Source organism: Arthrobacter citreus, from assembly GCF_038405225.1.
Taxonomy (GTDB): domain Bacteria; phylum Actinomycetota; class Actinomycetes; order Actinomycetales; family Micrococcaceae; genus Arthrobacter_B; species Arthrobacter_B citreus_A.
Genome location: NZ_CP151657.1, coordinates 1,875,100 through 1,892,768 on the forward strand (window position 1 = coordinate 1,875,100; position 17,669 = coordinate 1,892,768).

Consider the following 17,669-nt stretch of genomic DNA (forward strand, 5'->3'; position numbering starts at 1 on the left):
CAGGCCCGGTACAGCAAAAGCTGCACTGCGCACTCATTCTAGAGCCGCAGCACTGACATCACCAACTACCCGTCACCTTATGTAGTAGGACCAGCCACTACATATGGTGGTCCACCCTGCCGGCTGTGCACCGTCGGGCGGCATTCAGTTACGGCATGGTTCAGGATTCGAACCGAATGGACACCGCGTCTCCGTGGGCAGGGAGATCCTCCGCCCGGGACAGCGCCACAACGTGGCCGGTGACTTCCTGCAGGGCAGCACGGTCATAGTTGATGACCTGGATGGCGTGCATGAAGGTGGTGACGTTCAGTCCGGAGGAGAAGGCAGCGGTTCCCGCGGTGGGAAGGACGTGGTTTGACCCGGAGCAGTAGTCGCCGAGGCTGACCGGGCTGTAGTTTCCGACAAAGACCGCCCCGGCACTGGTGATCCGGGCAGCATCAGCCGCCGCACCGGCCGTTTGGATTTCCAGGTGCTCCGCACCGTAGGCGTTGCAGACGGCAATCCCCTGGTCCAGGTCATCCACGAGGATGGTTCCGGACTGGGCGCCGGAAAGCGCGGTTTCCACGCGGGCGCTGTGCCGGGTGGCCGGAACCTGCAGGCCCAGTTCCTCCCGGACGCGTTCGGCCAGTTCCGGGGAATCGGTGACAAGGACGGACGCGGCGTTGGGGTCATGCTCAGCCTGGCTGATGAGATCGGCGGCGATGAGGCGCGGATTTGCCCCGCCGTCGGCCAGGATGGCGATCTCGGTGGGGCCGGCTTCGGCATCGATTCCCACAACACCCTTCACCAGGCGCTTGGCCGTGGCGACGTACACGTTGCCCGGTCCGGTGACAACGTCCACCGGAGCCAGCTCGGGGTTGGAACCGGCGGCCGGAATGCCGTAGGCAAAGGCCGCGATAGCCTGGGCGCCGCCCATCGCGTACACCTCTTCGATGCCCAGCAGTTCCGCCGCGGCCAGGATGGTCGGGTGGGGCAGGCCGCTGAATTCCTTTTGCGGCGGTGATGCCACTGCCAGCGAGCGGACGCCGGCTGCCTGCGCCGGAACCACGTTCATGACCACGGAAGACGGATATACGGCCAGGCCGCCTGGAACGTACAGGCCCACGCGGCCCACCGGAAGCCAGTTCTGCGAAACGTTGGCGCCGGGGCCAATCCGCAGCTCGGTGTTCTGCGGGCGCTGGGCCTCAGCAAAGAGCCGCGCCCGGCGGATGGATTCTTCCAGGGCTTCCCGGATGGCAGGATCAAGCTGCGCCAGCGCCGCCTTCATGGCTTCCCGCGGCACCAGGGGGTGGTCCTGTTCCACGCCGTCGAACCGGGCTGCCAGCTCGCTAAGGGCGTCGAAGCCGCGGGCGCGGACATCGGCAATGATGCCGGCGACGGCGTCGGAGGCCACCTCGGTGGTGGTTTCCGCGCGCGGCATCGCGTTCTTCAGGCCGGCCGGGGTCAGATGCTGCCCGCGCAGGTCGATGGTTCGGAAAGATTCGAAGGCGAGGACTGAACTGGAGGAAGTCACGTCTTCCATTCTACCCAAGCGCCTGTTCAGCCGTTCGACGACGGTGCCAGCGTTACGCCGCGAGGCCGGGTTGGGGCGGATTCGGGGCGGTCAGGTCTGCCGGGTGGTGGCAGCGGAGTTCTACTGGGCGAAACGTTATGGGTTCTGCGGATCCCTGTAGGCATCTTTCGGGCAGATAAACGGTTCAGAGGCCCCTTGACCGGATCCATAGTGCAGATAACGGGACAACGGAGAATCCATTGTGCAGATAACGGGCCCAAAACCCGGTTTTCGGGCACTTTAGGCCCCTGATCTGCGCAATAGATCTCCCGAAAGCCCCTGATCTGCGCAATGGATCCGGGCATCCAGCCCGCCTTTTATCCGGGCGCCCTCCAGGACGTTTTCCCGGGCAACCTGCCCCGCCTATATCCAGGCGTCCTCCCGTGAGCCTTCCCAGGGATACGGGCAACCCGCCCGGCCTTTATCCCCCGTGTCTTCCCCGGCGTCTTCCCCGTGCCTTCCCCCTGCCTTCCCCCGTACCTTCCCACGCATCTTCCCCCTGCCTTCCCCCGTACCTTCCCACGCATCTTCCCCGTGTCTTCCCCTGTGTCTTCCCCCGTGTCTTCCCCCGTGCCCGGCGCCGGCCGTAGGGTCGGGGCATGACAACGGATCTGGACAGCCTGCCCCGGATCGGAGCGCCGGCAACGCGGGGGCTCAACGCTGCCGGCTATACGTCCCTGAAGGAGTTGGCGGACGCCGACCACGCCGAGCTGTCAAAGCTGCACGGCGTCGGCCCCAAGGCACTGCGCATCATCGAAGAAGCCCTCCAGGACCACGGCCTCGCCCTGCGGTAGCGCCGAGCTACGCAGCCCTGCCCCGGTAGTTACGGTTGCAGGGCTGCGTCGCACCCCGTTAGGCGTCCAGGCAGGCCGGTCCGAGGAGCACCTTCAGGTCACCGAACAACGACGGCGTGGGATTCACCCGCATGTCGACACCCAGTTTCATGACCTCCACGCTGCGGGACCCATTCAAACGAATCTGCACCTCGGACGTGCCCGGATGGGTGCGGAGCACGTCGCCGAGCTGCGTCACCACCGTTTCCGTGGCCTTGTAGGTGGCCATCGAAATCACCACGGGGCCGGAGTGGCCCTCGCTGAGGTCCGGCACCGTCAGTTCCTGCGCGTTCAGGGTCACGGCGCCGTCGTCGCGGCGCTGCAGCCGGCCGCGGACCACCACAATCAGGTCCTCGGCTAGCACGGCCGCGATCGGTCCATAGACCTGCCCGAAGAACATGACCTCCATGGATCCGGCCAGGTCCTCGATCTCACAGCGGGCATAGGCGTTGCCGCTGTTCTTGGCGATCCGGCGCTGCAGCGACGTGATCATGCCCGCAATGGTGACAATGGCGCCGTCGGGCGGGCCTTCCTCGCCCACGATGTTGGTGATGGAGGAATCCGCGTGCTGGCTCAGGATGCCCTCGAGTCCCTGCAGCGGATGATCGGAGACGTACAGGCCGAGCATGTCGCGCTCGAAGGACAGCTTGTCCTTCTTCTCCCACTCCGGCAGGTCCGGGATCTCGATGCTGATCGAGTCCTCAGGCTCCACATCCGCGATGGCGGCGAAGAGGTCGAACTGCCCCACCGCCTCGTTGCGTTTGAGGACGACGACGGAATCGATTGCCTCTTCATGGATCATGGCCAGCGGACGCCGGGCATGGCCCATCGAGTCAAAGGCGCCGGCCTTGATCAGCGATTCGATGGTGCGCTTGTTGCACACCACCGCAGGGACCTTCATCAGGAAGTCCTTGAAGTTGGTGAACGCACCCTTTTCCTCACGGGCGGAGACCATGGACTGCACCACGTTGGCACCCACGTTGCGGATGGCGCCCATGCCGAAGCGGATGTCGGTGCCGACCGGGGTGAAGTTCACGCTGGATTCGTTGACGTCCGGCGGCAGCACGGTGATGCCCATCTTGCGGCACTCGTTCAGGTACATGGCCAGCTTGTCCTTGTCATCACCCACGGAGGTGAGCAGGGCGGCCATGTATTCGGCCGGGTACACGGCCTTCAGGTACGCGGTCCAGTAGGAAACCACGCCGTAGGCGGCCGAGTGCGCTTTGTTGAAGGCGTAGTCGGAGAAGGGCAGCAGGATGTCCCAGAGCGCCTTGATGGCGGCCTCCGAGTAGCCGCGGTCAATCATGCCCTGGTGGAAACCGGCGTACTGCTTATCCAGCTCCGATTTCTTCTTCTTACCCATGGCACGGCGCAGGATGTCGGCCTGGCCAAGGCTGAAGCCTGCCACCTTCTGGGCAATGGCCATCACCTGCTCCTGATACACGATCAGGCCGTAGGTCGTGCCCAGGATCTCCGCCAGCGGTTCCTCGAGCTCAGGGTGGATCGGAGTGATCTCCTGCTGCCCGGTTTTACGCAGCGCGTAGTTGGTGTGCGAGTTCGCACCCATGGGGCCGGGCCGGTACAGGGCGATGACGGCGGAGATATCTTCGAAGTTATCCGGGCGCATGCTCTTGAGCAGCGACCGCATGGGCCCGCCGTCGAGCTGGAACACGCCAAGGGTGTCACCGCTGGCCAGCAGGTCGTAGGCGGGTTTGAGGTCCAGCGGCAGGTCCTCTAGGACCAGGTCCTCGCCGCGGTTGTTCTTGATGTTCTCCACGGCGTCGGAAACGATCGTCAGGTTCCGCAGGCCGAGGAAGTCCATCTTGATCAGCCCCAGGCCTTCGCAGGTGGGGTAGTCGAACTGCGTGATGACCTGCCCGTCCTGGTCACGGCGCATGATCGGGATGATATCGATCAGCGGATCCGAGGACATGATGACGCCGGCGGCGTGCACGCCCCACTGGCGCTTTAGGCCTTCGAGCCCGAGGGCGGTGTCAAAAACGCGCTGGGAGTCGGGGTCGGTGCGCAGCAGTTCGCGCAGTTCCTCGGCCTCGCCGTACCGCTTGGCTTCCTTGTTATGGACGTCGGCCAGGGACAGCCCCTTGCCCATGACGTCCGGCGGCATGGCCTTGGTCAGGCGCTCCCCCACGGAGAACGGGTACCCCATGACGCGGGAGGAGTCCTTCAGGGCCTGCTTGGCCTTGATGGTGCCGTAGGTGACAATCATGGCCACGCGCTCGTCGCCGTACTTCTCGGTGACGTAATGGATCACCTCGGAGCGGCGCCGATCATCGAAGTCGACGTCGAAGTCAGGCATGGAGACGCGGTCCGGGTTCAGGAACCGCTCAAAGATCAGGCCGTGCTGCAGCGGGTCCAGGTCGGTGATGCCCATGGCGTAGGCGGCCATGGAACCGGCACCGGAGCCTCGGCCCGGACCCACGCGGATTCCGTTGGCCTTGGCCCAGTTGATGAAGTCGGCCACCACGAGGAAGTAGCCCGGGAAGCCCATCTGGGCAATGATGCCCACTTCGTAATCCGCGCGCTTGCGCACGGCGTCAGTGATCCCGTTCGGGTAGCGGCGGTGCAGGCCGGCTTCGACTTCCTTGACGAACCACGATTCCTCGTTCTCCCCCTCCGGGCAGGGGAAACGCGGCATGTAGTTGGCGTTGGTGTTGAATTCGACGTCGCAGCGCTCGGCAATGAGCAGCGTGTTGTCGCAGGCCTCGGGGTAATCGCGGAAGATGGCCCGCATTTCCGCCGGGGACTTCAGGTAGAACTCGTCGGCGTCGAATTTGAAGCGCTTCGGGTCCGCCAGCGAGGACCCGGACTGCACGCAGAGCAGGGCGGCGTGCGCTGAGGCGTCTTCGGCGTGGGTGTAGTGCAGGTCATTGGTGGCCACCAGCGGCAGCTGCAGCTCCTTGGCGAGCTTGAACAGGTCCGCCTGCACGTTGCGCTCGATGTCCAGGCCGTGGTCCATGATTTCGCAAAAGAAGTTATCCGCGCCGAAGATGTCACGGAAGTCCGACGCCGCCTGGACGGCTTCGCGGTACTGGCCCAGCCGCAGCTTGGTCTGGACTTCACCGGACGGGCAACCGGTGGTGGCGATCAGGCCCTTGCCGTAGGTCTGCAGCAGGTCCCGGTCCATGCGCGGCTTGTAGAGGAAACCCTCCAGGGACGCCAGGGAGGACATCCGGAAGAGGTTGTGCATGCCCTCGGTGGTTTCGGCCCACATGGTCATGTGCGTGTAGGCGCCGGCACCGGAAACGTCGTTGCGGCCGCCGTCGCCCCACTTCACGCGGGTCTTGTCCGCGCGGGCCGTGCCCGGGGTGAGGTAGGCCTCGACGCCGATGATCGGCTTGATCCCGGCGTTGCGGGCCTTATTCCAAAAGTCGAACGCACCAAACACGAACCCGTGGTCAGTGGTCGCCACGGCATTCATGCCCAGCTCGTCAGCGTGGCTGAAGAGGTCCGTCAGGCGTGCCGCACCGTCCAGCATGGAGTACTCGGTGTGGTTGTGAAGATGGACAAACGATTTCGAAGAACTAGTTGCTGAAGCCACCGAACCATTCTAGGCCCCGGCCGCCCCCGGCTCCGGACGGGCACGCCGCGTGCGGAGACCGCTCGGCGTGCCGCGTCGGCGTGTTGCTTAAACGTCCCCGCGCTGCAGGGCGTCCAGGGCGTACTGCAGGTCCTGGGGATAGTCGCTGACAACTTCCACGTGTTCGCCGGTTTCCGGATGGGCGAAGCCCAGTTTCCGGGCGTGCAGCCACTGCCGGGTCAGGCCCAGCTCGGCGGCAAGTTTCGCCTCGGCGCCGTAGGTGAGATCTCCGGCACAGGGGTGCTTGAGGGCGGAGAAATGGACGCGGATCTGATGGGTCCGGCCGGTTTCCAGGTGCACTTCCACGAGGGAGGCCTTGCCGAAGGCTTCGAGCACCTCGTAGCGGGTCACTGACGGGCGTCCACCCTCCAGCACGGCGAAACGCCAGTCGTAGGAGGGGTGGCGGCCGATCGGCGCATCGATGGTGCCCCGCAGCGGATCCGGAAGGCCCTGGACCACCGCGTGGTACATCTTGTCCACGGTGCGGTCCTTGAAGGCCTGCTTCAGCACGTTGTAGGCGTGCTCGGTCTTCGCCACGACCATGGCCCCGGAGGTACCGACATCCAGCCGGTGCACAATGCCCTGCCGCTCCGGAGCTCCGGAGGTGGAGATGCGGTAGCCGGCTGCGGCCAGGCCGCCGACGACGGTAGGTCCCACCCAGCCGGGGGAAGGGTGCGCGGCAACGCCCACAGGCTTGTCGATGACGACGAAGTGCTCGTCGTCGGCCAGGATCTTCAGGCCTTCAACGGGTTCGACGACGACGGCCAGCGGATCGCGCTGTTCCGGAATGTCGACGGTGACCTTGTCGCCGGCGGACAGCCGGTCCGACTTGGCCAGCGGACGGCCGCCCATGCTGAAGTAGCCGTCGGTAAACCAGGTGGCGGCGGTGGAACGCGAAACGTCCAGGAGCTTGGCCATGACGGCATCGGCGCGCCCGCCGTCGGCCTCCTCCGGGATCTGCAGGACGGTATGGATCTCATTCATTGTTTGTCTTCGCCGTTCTTCGAATCTTGCGCTCCGGTTTCCCGGGCATCGTTTCCTCCGGCGCCGCCGCCGTTCGCCGCGCCGTCATTTACGCCGCCGTTCACCTCGCTGTCGCTGCCGGCACCGTGCGGCGCGTCCCGCTTCCCGTCCATGCCCGTGCCGCGCAGGGTCAGCAGGCACACCAGGATCACACCGCTGACCACGCAGGAGTCGGCAATGTTGAAGATGGCGAAGTTTGGCAGGGCGATGAAGTCCACCACGTGACCCTGCCCGAAGGAGGGAGCGCGGAACAGCCGGTCTGTCAGGTTGCCGAGGGCTCCGCCGAGGACCAGGCCCAGCGCGATGGCCCAGGACAGGGAGCGCACCTTGAGCATCAGGTACACCAGGAAGCCGCTCACGGCCACCATGATGATGGTGAATACCCAGGTGTAGTCGGTGCCGATGGAGAACGCCGCGCCCGGGTTGAGGATGTAGTGCCAGCGCAGCACGGGCGGCAGCACGTCGGTAATCTGGCCAAGGGTCATGGTGCTTTCCACCCACCACTTGGTCAGCTGGTCCAGGCCAAGCGCCAGGACGGCGCAGGCCAGCATGATCAGGGCGTAACCGGACCACGCCGGACGCACGTGTGCGCCTGCCCCCGATCGGGCAGCGGGACTGGCGGCCCCGGATTCCTCAGATGATTTGGTCATGTAGCTTTCTTCGTCCCGGTGCTGTGGTTCATGGCGCGACGCAGGAGACGCCGGCCGTCAGGAGGCCGGGCAGACCACAGGCCGGCCCACCCAAAACAACGGGCCGGCCGGCCGGGGCGTCCCGGCCAGCCGGCCCATGCTTTATTACAGTTTAGTCCACCCGCGGGTGAGCGGGTGTTGCCGCGTTACGCGTCAGCGGTCTCCGAAGCAACCGATCCGCGGGCGTCGAGGTCCCGCAGCTGGCCTTCGATGTAAGCCTTCAGGCGTGAACGGTAGTCGCGCTCGAAACCGCGCAGCTGCTCGACCTTGCGCTCCAGGACAGCCTTCTGCTGTTCCAGGTTGCTGAGGATCTTGCGGCTCTTGTCCTGTGCTTCGCTGACAAGGCCGCTGGCTTCGATCTGTGCCTCGGCAATGATCTTGTCGCGCTGCTCAACACCGGCACCGACGTAGTCGTCGTGCATCTTCTGGGCCATGGCCAGGATGCCGGCGGCCGTCTCGGTGTTGCTGACTGCCGCGGCAGGCGCAGCAGCAGCGGCGGGAGCGGCAGCGGCAGGAGCCGGCGCCTCAACCTTGGGCTCTTCAGCCTTGGCGGCGGGAGCCTTGGGCTCTTCGGCCTTGACCGGCTCGGGCTTCTTTTCGTCCTTCACCGGCTGCGTGACCTGGTCGGTCTTGGCAGCGGCGGAGACCGGGGCCGGAACGGAGCTTTCGCTGCTGTTTCCGGCAACGCAATCTGCAAGCTGCCGGCGCAGGTCTTCGTTCTCCGCGGTCAGGCGGCGAAGCTCAACAACGATCTCATCAAGGAAATCGTCAACCTCGTCCTGGTCGTAGCCCTCACGGAACTTGGTCGGCTGGAACCGCTTATTGACAACATCTTCTGGCGTCAGAGCCATCTGGTCACCTCACACTGGTTATAAGATTCGCCTGCGAGTCAAGCAGACGGTTCTACGTACAGAATAACGAACATACAAAATCTAAGGAGTCTTATTCTTTTTCACAGTATATCTTTCAGGTGCGGAAAACTAACCGGACCCGTTGCAGCCACTGTGGCTAGAGGATGAGGCCGCCAACGATTGCCCTGGCAATGGCCACAAGGATGAACAGCACTATGAAGGCGAGATCCAGCGAGATGCCGCCAAGCCGCAGTGGAGGAATGAACCTCCGCAGGAGCCGGATGGGCGGATCGGTTGCGCCGTAGATCACAGAGGCAAGCACCAGGGCGGGCCCCTTCGGGCGCCATTGGCGGGCAAATATCTGGACTGCGTCATAAACAATCCGCAGGAGCAGGGCAAAATAAAAGAGCACCAGCAGCAGATACAGCAGGGAAAAAATAATACTCACGCGTGTGGTTTCGTTTCCGGGGAAGCCTCAGCAGCCCGCAGTGACCCCGCCGCGGCGGGGATGCGGTCAGCTCTGGTTGAAGAATGCCGACTGGGACTCGCTGACCTTTTTGTCATCCCCCAGCACCTCCACGTAGGAAGGCGACAGCAGGAATACCTTGTTGGTCACGCGTTCAATGCTACCGCGCAGCCCGAACACGAGGCCAGCGGAGAAATCCACGAGGCGCTTGGCGTCGGCTTCGCCCATGTCGGTGACGTTCATTATCACGGGAATGCCGTCGCGGAAACTCTCGCCAATGATCTTGGCGTCGTTGTAAGAACGGGGGTGGACGGTGGTGATCTGGCGCAAGCCAGCCACTTCCTCTCGGGATGACGGAGCTCGTTTAATCGGCGTTACCGGCGCCCGGTATTCTTCAACAGCGGTGCGGGTAACCGGGGCCGGACCCGGGCCTGGCTCGGCATCGCGCTCGGGACGTTCCGTGCGCTCAAACTCGGGTGTGTATTCCTCGCTGCGCGCCGGGGCATCCCGCTGGCTCTTCGGCTCAGGCTCGTAGTTCTCGTCACCGTCGGCGAGCCCAAGGTAAATCATTGTCCTGCGCATTGCGCCAGCCATGGTTGCTCCTTCTAGAACTTCAGCGCCGTAGCACCCGTCCCTCGCCATATGAGGAACTTTCCTCCATTAGACGCTACCGTACCGGGGGCCGCGGCCCGAGAATATCCGAGCCGATCCGCAGGTGTGTCGCCCCGCAGGCCAACGCCGCTTCAAGGTCCCCGCTCATGCCCGCGGACACCGCGTCCGCTTCGGGGTACTTTTCCCGCAGCTGCAGGGACAGGTTGTGAAGCCGGCCAAAGGCATCCAGCGGATCCTCATCCAGCGGTGCCACGGCCATCAGCCCCGCCAGACGAAGCCCGGGAGCAGCCGCTGCGGCATCGGCCAGCGCCGGCAGCTCCGCGGGCAGCACTCCCCCGCGGGCCGGACCGCCCGGGGCGCCCTGCCCCGGCGTCCCGGCTGATGTTCCAGCCGGCGCCCCGGCTGCGCTTCCGCCAGCGGCGGCGCTTGGGTTAGCGGCTGAGGGATTTCGCAGGTCAACCTGGAGAAAGCACTCCAGATCCTTCCGCGGTTCAAGACCCGCCCCGGCCCGCCGCTGCTGCTCCCCGGCCATGGCCTTGGCCAGCGCGGTAACGAGCGAGGGCCGGTCAACGGAGTGGACGGCCTGTGCATAACGGACCACGGACTTGGCCTTGTTGCTCTGGAGCTGGCCAATGAAGTGCCATGACAGCCCCAGGGACGCAGTGTCCGCGGCTTTGCCGGCGGCCTCCTGGTCCTTGTTCTCGCCAACATCGGTGACGCCCAAGCGTGCCAGCAGTTCGACGTCGGCGGCCGGGAAGTATTTTGTGACCACTATCAGTGTGGGATCCGCCCCTGAAGGCGCCGCTGCGCGGATGCGGTCACGGACCCGCTCAAGCCGCTCCGCGAGCTCGGCGGCCCGGTCAGGGCTGGAAGTAGTCGAAGTCATGTCTGGTTCCTTGGATCGTTCGTAAGCCATGCCCACCCCAAGGGCAGGCACAAAGTGTTTCAGCTGCGCCAGACGAGGCCCGCGAACCGTCCGGAGCTGCTGGAGCGCCGATGCGAGTAGAGGTCCCCGGACTCCAGCGTGCAGCCACCGACGCGCACCACATCCACGTCCAGCGCGGCAAGCTGTGCAGCCGCGCCGGCGGGAAGGTCCAGCGCAGGGGTGCCCCGGCGGGTACGGGAGCGCACCTGGGGCATCAGGGCGGCCGCTTCCTCCAGCATGGCGCCGGGGACTTCGTAGCACTCCCCGCACACGGCCGGACCGATCCATGCCCTGATATCCGCGGCTCCGGCTGCCCGCATCCGGTCCACCGTGTTGACCAGGACGCCGCCCAGCAGCCCTTTGCGGCCGGCATGTGCCGCGGCGGTCACCACGCCGCCGCCGGGCGTTCCGCCAATCAGGACAACGGGCACACAGTCGGCCACCATAACCGCCAGGGGCGCGCTTCCGTCGGTGCTGACAAGGGAATCGGCAGTCGGTGCGGCCGCAGAGGGGTCCCCGGATCCGGTCAGCGCAACGTCCGCGGAGTGCACCTGGTTCATAAACTTCAGCGCCTTGTCAGGGACGCCCATGACCTTTTCCAGGGCCGCCCGGCGCTGCAGCACCTGCACGGGGTCATCCCCGACATGCAAAGCGAGGTTGCCCGCCTCCGTATTGGTGAATGCGACCCTCAGGCCGTCACCGGCCTGCGTCTGCCACCAAAACATCGTCGAACAACCTCGCTGCTGCCGGGCGTTCCGGGCTTCTGCCCGGACCGGGTTTCACTTCAGATAGTGCTGTTACTTCAGGAAATCAGGAACGTCCAGGTCATCGTTGCGGCCCGTGGACAGGTCCGATTCCACGACGGCCGGCAGGTCGACGTCGAAACCGGCGTCGGCCGGAACGTCACTGTGCTGGTTGGAGCGCTGCGACCATGCGGACAGGCCCGCGGAAGCGGGGGCTGCGCCTGCGTAGCCGCCCGCTGCCGGTGCGCTGACCGGCGGGGTTGCCGGCTCGGCCGGCTTGTGGGAAACCGGCTGGGAGGTGACATCCACCTGGTCGAAACCGGCGGCAATAACCGTGACGCGTGCTTCGTCACCCAGGGCGTCGTCAATGACGGCACCGAAGATGATGTTGGCTTCGGGGTGGGCCACTTCCTGGACCAGGCGTGCGGCTTCGTTGATCTCGAAAAGGCCGAGATCGGAACCGCCCTGGATCGAGAGCAGGACACCGTGGGCGCCGTCGATGGAGGCTTCCAGCAGAGGAGAAGCTATTGCCAGCTCGGCGGCCTTGACGGCCCGGTCCTCCCCTCGGGCTGAACCGATGCCCATGAGCGCCGAACCGGCACCCTGCATGACGGACTTGACGTCGGCGAAGTCAAGGTTGATCAGGCCGGGGGTGGTGATCAGGTCGGTGATGCCCTGGACACCGGAAAGCAGCACCTGGTCAGCTGAACGGAAGGCATCCAGCATGGACACGTTGCGGTCGCTGATGGACAGCAGGCGGTCGTTCGGGATCACGATGAGGGTGTCGACTTCGTCGCGCAGGGTGTCGATGCCCGACTCAGCCTGGTTGGAACGCCGGCGGCCCTCGAAGGTGAAGGGGCGGGTGACCACACCAATGGTCAGCGCACCCAGCGAACGGGCAATGCGGGCAACGACGGGAGCGCCGCCGGTGCCGGTGCCGCCACCCTCGCCTGCGGTGACGAAGACCATGTCAGCCCCGCGAAGGACTTCCTCGATCTCCTCGGCGTGGTCCTCGGCGGCCTTGCGGCCAACCTCCGGATCCGCACCGGCGCCCAGGCCGCGGGTCAGCTCACGGCCGACGTCGAGCTTCACGTCGGCGTCGCTCATCAGCAGTGCCTGTGCATCGGTGTTGATCGCGATGAACTCCACTCCACGGAGTCCCACGTCAATCATCCGGTTTACGGCGTTCACGCCACCGCCGCCGATGCCGACGACCTTGATGACGGCCAAGTAATTCTGCGGTGCTGCCACGTCCTGTGTCCCTTGTTCGAATCTGTGCAACTGATCATTGGGTGGCCGGAAATCCCGGCCGAAAAACCTTGAACCTAATGTCCAACCTTCAACCCCAGACCCTAAGGCTCTAGTTGAAGGTTATAGTTATGTCAAGTAATCCTCTACCTGTGACGCTATGGGGCGGAAACTCGTTCTGCAATTACCTCTGCCGCGTGTCGGATTTTTCTTTCCCGCAGGAGGCAAATATCACCGCGTTACGGGCGCCGTGGGGGTGCTGACGTCAAACACCTTGATCGGCGGATCGTTGGGCGGCATCTGCAGCAGCGCTTCCAGGGCGCGCGCCTTGGCCACACTGGATTCGGCGCTCCCCCAGAATACCTGCTGCCCGTTGAGCAGCTGCAGCTGAACCGAATCCACCGAGGATGCCGAGGCATGGTCCAGCTGCGTCAGCACACCCTCCGGCAGGACCGACAAAACGGAGGTGACAGTGCTGAAGACAGCGCTGTTCACCGCTTCAGTGCCTCCGTCGATGAGGGGCAGGCGGGCCTCGGCCCGGTTGGCGGCGGTTCCGATCTCCCGGCCCTCATCATCAATCAGCAGGAACGCGTCGCCGCTCTGCAGCACGGCCACCGGTACCCGCTCGGCAATGGTCACCACGATTTCCGAGGGAGGCTCGGCCACTACGTCCACGCCCGCAACTTCGGGCCTGTCCGCCAGCAGCGCCGCGACGTCGTCCTCGGAAATTGTGGTCAGCGGCTTGCCCATCAGCGGCTGCAGGGCCCGGTGCACCTCATCGGTGGTGAGCAGGGAATTACCCTGCACCGTGACCGTCTTCAGCGCCAGGGCCGGCGAGAAAAACAGGAAGGCGAAAAACGCGCCAAGGATCACCACTGCGGAAATAACCGTGGTCAGCACCCACCGCCGGCGCCGCCGGACGGGCGGCTCCGGAAAAGCCAGGACCGTGGCCGTGACCGCGTCGCTGCCGCCATCACCGCCGGTGCCCGCGCCCGAACGGGGAGCTGCACCGGTTGCGCCGTGGAAGGAGGACCGCTCGGCGCCGCGGTGCGGGCCGCCGGGCCGGCGAACGGAATCACTGCCGTGGCCGCCGGCCCGGCGGACGTTGTCCGCGCTGCGCGCTGACGGTCCGGTCCGTCCGGTATCCACTGCCGGCCTGCGGGGTTTCCTGCTACCCACGGGATTCATTCCGGGCCGCGGCAGGGGCCGCGGCGGCAGGTTCGGAGGCGGATTCGCCTGCGGCAGCATCGAAGGCATTCCCGGCGGCTTCCCCGGTGCGGGCCAGTTCCTGCACCAGCACTGCGCCGTACTGGGTCACGTCACCCGCCCCCACCGTCAGAATGATGTCCCCGGCTTCGGCGCGGCGGCAGATGTCCCGCACCGCAGCGGATGCGTCGGGGGCGTAGCCGCCGGGCCGGTTGACCCGGGAGGTGATCAGCTCGCTGGTCACCCCCGGCACGGGGTCCTCGCGGGCGGCGTAAATATCCAGCACCGTGGCGCTGTCGGCCAGTTCCAGGGCGGCGGCAAATTCATGGGCAAAGGCCAGGGTGCGGCTGAAGAGATGGGGCTGGAACAATACGTGCACACGATGCTCTCCGGCAACGGTGCGCGCTGCCTGGAGGGCGGCCACGAGTTCGGTCGGGTGGTGGGCGTAGTCGTCAAAAACCCGAACGCCGCGCACGGCGCCCTTGGCCTCGAACCGGCGGGCGGCACCGGAAAACACTGACAGCCCAGCGGCGGCCCGTGCCGGATCCACGCCCAGGCCAAGGCCCACGGTGAAGGCGGCGGCTGCATTACGGATGTTATGCGCCCCCGGCACCATCAGCCGCAGCTCCTGCTCGCATTCCAGGCCGTCTAGGCTGAAGCGCAGCAGGGAAACGGACCCGCTGGCCACCGGCCGGGTGTCAGTGATGCGGATGTCGGCATTCTCGCTGTACCCGTAAGTGCGCACCCGTGCGGCGCCGGAGCGGGCCACGACGTCGGCGGCGCCGGGATCATCGGCGCAGGCCACCAGCAGCCCGTCCGCCGGCAGCAGCCGGACAAAGCGGTCGAAGGAGGCAAAAACCGCTTCCTCGGTGCCGTAATGGTCCAGGTGGTCCGCCTCCACGTTGGTGATGACAGTGATCCGGGGAAGATAGTTCAGGAACGATCCGTCCGATTCATCAGCCTCGGCCACGAACACGTTTCCACTGCCGTGCGCCGCATTGACACCCAGGGCGGCAACGTCGCCGCCGATGGCGAAGGACGGATCCATTCCGGCTTCCCGCAGCAGGACGGTCACCATGGCCGTGGTGGTGGTTTTTCCGTGCGTTCCGGCAACGGCGACCACATCCTGGGTGCCCATGGCCGCAGCCAGGGCCACGGAACGGTGAATGACCCGCAGCCCCCGGGAGCGTGCCGCGGAGAGTTCCGGGTTGCCGGGCCGGATGGCAGTGGAAATCACCACTGTGTCCGCCTGCTCCACGTTCGCGGCCTCCTGGCCGACAAATACGGTGGCGCCGAGGGCTTCGAGGGCACGGAGACCGGGTGAATCGCGCGAGTCCGAACCGGATACTGTGACGCCCTGTCCGATCATCACGCGGGCCACGGCTGACATGCCCGCTCCCCCGAGTCCAATGAAGTGCACCCGTCCCAGGTCCGGCAGTTTCAGCGTGCTCATGCGCGTGACCTCACGTTAGCTTCGAGAATGAATTCGGCCATCTGCCGGTCCGCGTCCCTGATGCCGCGGGCCGCGGAGGCCGCCGACATCGCCTCCAAAGCGGCAGGATCCGCCAGCAAAGGTATCAGCTTGTCGGAAATCCACTGTGCTGTGAAGAGTGCGTCCGAAACGAGCAGCGCTCCCCCCGCTGCGGCGAGTCCGGCACCGTTCAGTGCCTGTTCCCCGTTGCCGTGCGGCAGCGGCACCAGAACCGCGGGCAGGCCGACGGCGCTGATCTCGCAGACCGTCCCGGCTCCGGAGCGCGCCACCAGCAGGTCAGCGGCGGCATACGCCTGCTCCATGCCGTCCACGTATTCCACCTGGTGGTAGCCCTCCGCGGCGAGCAGTGCCCCCTCGGCGGTGTGCAGCTGCTTCCCGCGTCCGGTGATGTGCAGTGTCTGGATTCCCGCTGCGGCCAAGACGGGCAGGGCCTCTTCCACGGCCCGGTTGATGGATGCCGCGCCGGAGGAACCGCCGGTCACCACCAGGGTGGGCAGATCCGGATCCAGTCCCAGGGCGGCGCGGGCGCCGGGCCGGGCCTCGTGGCGGTTCAGTCCGGAGATTTCCCGGCGCATGGGCATCCCCACCTGGCGCGCGCCCGGGAGGTTGGTGTCGGGGAACGCCGTGGCGACGACGTCGGCAAAGCGGGCGCCCACGCGGTTGGCCAGTCCCGGGCGTGCGTTGGCCTCGTGCACGATGATCGGCAGCTTCCTCCGGCGTGCAGCCAGGTAGACCGGGGTGGAAACGTAACCGCCCACGCCCACGACGACGTCGGCCTCCGCCTCGTCGAGAATGTCCCCGGCCTGGGATACGGCGCGCTTGAGGCGGCCCGGCAGACGGAACAGGTCCGGTCCCGGCTTCCGCGGCATGGGCACCCGGTCAATGACCGCGAGCTCGAAGCCTGCTGCGGGAACCAGCCGCGTTTCCATTCCGGCGGCGGTGCCCACAACCTTGATGCGGGACTCGGGCGCGGAGTCCCGCACGGCACCGGCCACCGCAAGGAGCGGGCTGATGTGCCCGGCGGTGCCGCCTCCGGCGAGGACGAGGGACAGGGGACGTTGCGTCATGGAGCTGATGGTTCACTTTCGTCAAAGATTGGTTTCGGGGACTTTGCGGGCAAAGGACAGCAGGACGCCGATGGCCGCCAAGGTGAAGGTCAGCGACGACCCGCCGTAGGAAATGAAAGGCAGCGGGACGCCGATCACGGGAAGCAGGCCCGTCACCATGGCGATGTTGACGAAGGCCTGCCCAATGATCCAGACCAGGATGGAGCCGCAGACAATGCGGATAAACGGATCGGTGTGGCGCATGGTCATGCGGATGGTGGCCACCGCCAGGACACCGAAGAGCAGCACAATCAGCAGCGTGCCCAGCAGGCCGAACTCCTCGCCGATGATGGCGAAGATGAAGTCATTGTGGGCTTCGGGAATCCAGCTCCACTTTTGGCGGCTCTGGCCGATCCCCACGCCGAACCAGCCGCCGGACGCCAGCGCGTACATGCCCGCGTTGGCCTGGTCGCAGACGCCTCCCCCGCAGTCAAGCTTCAGCCACGCGCTGATCCGGCTGGATCTGTTGCTGCTGACCAGCGACATCAGCACCGCCGCACCGGCTCCGAGACCCACCAGTGCAGTGAGGAAGCGCAGCGGGGCGCCGGCAAAGAAGAGCGCCGCGATCATGATCATGCCCATAATGATCACCGTGCCCAGGTCCTTGCCGAGCATGACCAGCCCAATCAGCAGCAGCCCGCCGGGGAACACCACGGGAACCAGGGCATGCTTCCACTGGGTGATCAGCTTCTGTTTCAGGGAGAGCACGGAGGCGAACCATACGGCCATGGCCAGCTTGGCGGCTTCGGAGGGCTGCCCGCCGAGGCCGCCAATATCGATCCAGTTCCGGTTGCCGTTGACCTCCCTGCCGATGCCGGGAATGAAGACCAGCAGGAGCAGCACGACAGCCAGTGCCAGCAGCACCCAGGCCATCTTCTTGTATGCCGCGGGACCGAGCCTGGACAGGCCCAGCATTGCCGCTACGCCAAGCCCGGCAAACATGGCCTGCTTGAGGAAGAAGTTGAAGGTGTTGCCGGCGGATTCTCCGGCCGAGGCCGCGATGGATTCCACCGACGACGCCGACAGCACCATCATCAGCCCAATGGCCGTCAGCGCCAGCGAGGCGCCCAGGATGGTGTAGTAGGCCGAACCGGTGGCTTTGCGGCGGCTGCCTTCGAGCAGGACGATGCCGCGCTCGAACACCGAGGGCTTTTTGTCCGGATCGGCCGGCTTGCGGGGAGGGCGGTTGGAGCCCCCGGAACCGCTCGTTTCCACGGGGGGTGCATCCGCCCGTGGAGGTGCGGACGGTCCGGTTCCGGCGGACGGCGCTGCCGGGCGGCTGGAGCGAAGGACAGGCTTACGGGGCTTCCCTGAGGACGTCGTGA

At 65.8% G+C, this 17,669-nt stretch carries 15 protein-coding genes; 1 reads left to right on the plus strand and 14 read right to left on the minus strand.

Annotated elements, in window-relative coordinates; translation table 11 throughout:
- Nucleotides 1-160: 160 nt before the first annotated feature.
- The gene (gene hisD, locus AAE021_RS08725) at nt 161-1,522 is read right to left on the minus strand and encodes a histidinol dehydrogenase (RefSeq protein WP_425362463.1); all 1,362 of its coding nucleotides are present in this window, start codon (nt 1,520-1,522) and stop codon (nt 161-163) included.
- 629 nt (nt 1,523-2,151) lie between these two features.
- Here hisD and AAE021_RS08730 point away from each other — a divergent pair.
- The gene (locus tag AAE021_RS08730; protein ID WP_342025218.1) at nt 2,152-2,346 is read left to right on the plus strand and encodes a helix-hairpin-helix domain-containing protein; all 195 of its coding nucleotides are present in this window, start codon (nt 2,152-2,154) and stop codon (nt 2,344-2,346) included.
- Between the two features lie 58 nt (nt 2,347-2,404).
- On the opposite strand, the gene dnaE is transcribed toward AAE021_RS08730, so the two are convergent.
- The 13 genes from dnaE to ftsW form a co-directional block, all read right to left on the minus strand.
- Complete coding sequence (dnaE, locus tag AAE021_RS08735; protein ID WP_342025352.1) at nt 2,405-5,881, minus strand: DNA polymerase III subunit alpha; 3,477 nt, start codon at nt 5,879-5,881, stop codon at nt 2,405-2,407.
- 150 nt (nt 5,882-6,031) lie between these two features.
- On the minus strand, nt 6,032-6,967 hold the full coding sequence (locus AAE021_RS08740) for an RluA family pseudouridine synthase (RefSeq protein ID WP_425362464.1): 936 nt from the start codon (nt 6,965-6,967) through the stop codon (nt 6,032-6,034).
- Nucleotides 6,964-7,656, minus strand: a complete 693-nt coding sequence (lspA, locus tag AAE021_RS08745) for a signal peptidase II (protein ID WP_342025219.1) — start codon at nt 7,654-7,656, stop codon at nt 6,964-6,966. Before lspA ends, AAE021_RS08740 begins: the two co-directional genes overlap by 4 nt.
- A 185-nt stretch (nt 7,657-7,841) precedes the next feature.
- Nucleotides 7,842-8,546, minus strand: coding sequence for a DivIVA domain-containing protein (locus tag AAE021_RS08750; RefSeq protein WP_342025220.1), 705 nt, complete (start codon nt 8,544-8,546; stop codon nt 7,842-7,844).
- Nucleotides 8,547-8,703: 157 nt separating this feature from the next.
- Complete coding sequence (locus AAE021_RS08755; protein WP_152218710.1) at nt 8,704-8,994, minus strand: YggT family protein; 291 nt, start codon at nt 8,992-8,994, stop codon at nt 8,704-8,706.
- 66 nt (nt 8,995-9,060) lie between these two features.
- Nucleotides 9,061-9,606 (minus strand): cell division protein SepF, encoded by a 546-nt coding sequence (locus AAE021_RS08760; RefSeq protein ID WP_342025221.1) that lies wholly within the window; start codon nt 9,604-9,606, stop codon nt 9,061-9,063.
- Nucleotides 9,607-9,679: 73 nt separating this feature from the next.
- Complete coding sequence (locus AAE021_RS08765) at nt 9,680-10,510, minus strand: YggS family pyridoxal phosphate enzyme (protein WP_342025222.1); 831 nt, start codon at nt 10,508-10,510, stop codon at nt 9,680-9,682.
- Nucleotides 10,511-10,569: 59 nt separating this feature from the next.
- On the minus strand, nt 10,570-11,274 hold the full coding sequence (locus AAE021_RS08770; protein WP_342025223.1) for a polyphenol oxidase family protein: 705 nt from the start codon (nt 11,272-11,274) through the stop codon (nt 10,570-10,572).
- Nucleotides 11,275-11,346: 72 nt separating this feature from the next.
- Complete coding sequence (ftsZ, locus tag AAE021_RS08775; RefSeq protein ID WP_342025224.1) at nt 11,347-12,543, minus strand: cell division protein FtsZ; 1,197 nt, start codon at nt 12,541-12,543, stop codon at nt 11,347-11,349.
- A gap of 228 nt (nt 12,544-12,771) precedes the next feature.
- The gene (locus AAE021_RS08780; protein WP_342025225.1) at nt 12,772-13,719 is read right to left on the minus strand and encodes a cell division protein FtsQ/DivIB; all 948 of its coding nucleotides are present in this window, start codon (nt 13,717-13,719) and stop codon (nt 12,772-12,774) included.
- Complete coding sequence (gene murC, locus AAE021_RS08785; protein WP_342025226.1) at nt 13,712-15,199, minus strand: UDP-N-acetylmuramate--L-alanine ligase; 1,488 nt, start codon at nt 15,197-15,199, stop codon at nt 13,712-13,714. Before murC ends, AAE021_RS08780 begins: the two co-directional genes overlap by 8 nt.
- Nucleotides 15,196-16,305, minus strand: coding sequence for an undecaprenyldiphospho-muramoylpentapeptide beta-N-acetylglucosaminyltransferase (gene murG, locus AAE021_RS08790; RefSeq protein WP_342025227.1), 1,110 nt, complete (start codon nt 16,303-16,305; stop codon nt 15,196-15,198). Before murG ends, murC begins: the two co-directional genes overlap by 4 nt.
- A 21-nt stretch (nt 16,306-16,326) precedes the next feature.
- Entirely contained in the window at nt 16,327-17,559 is a 1,233-nt protein-coding gene (gene ftsW / locus AAE021_RS08795; RefSeq protein WP_342025228.1) for a putative lipid II flippase FtsW, read from the minus strand.
- Nucleotides 17,560-17,669 lie beyond the last annotated feature (110 nt).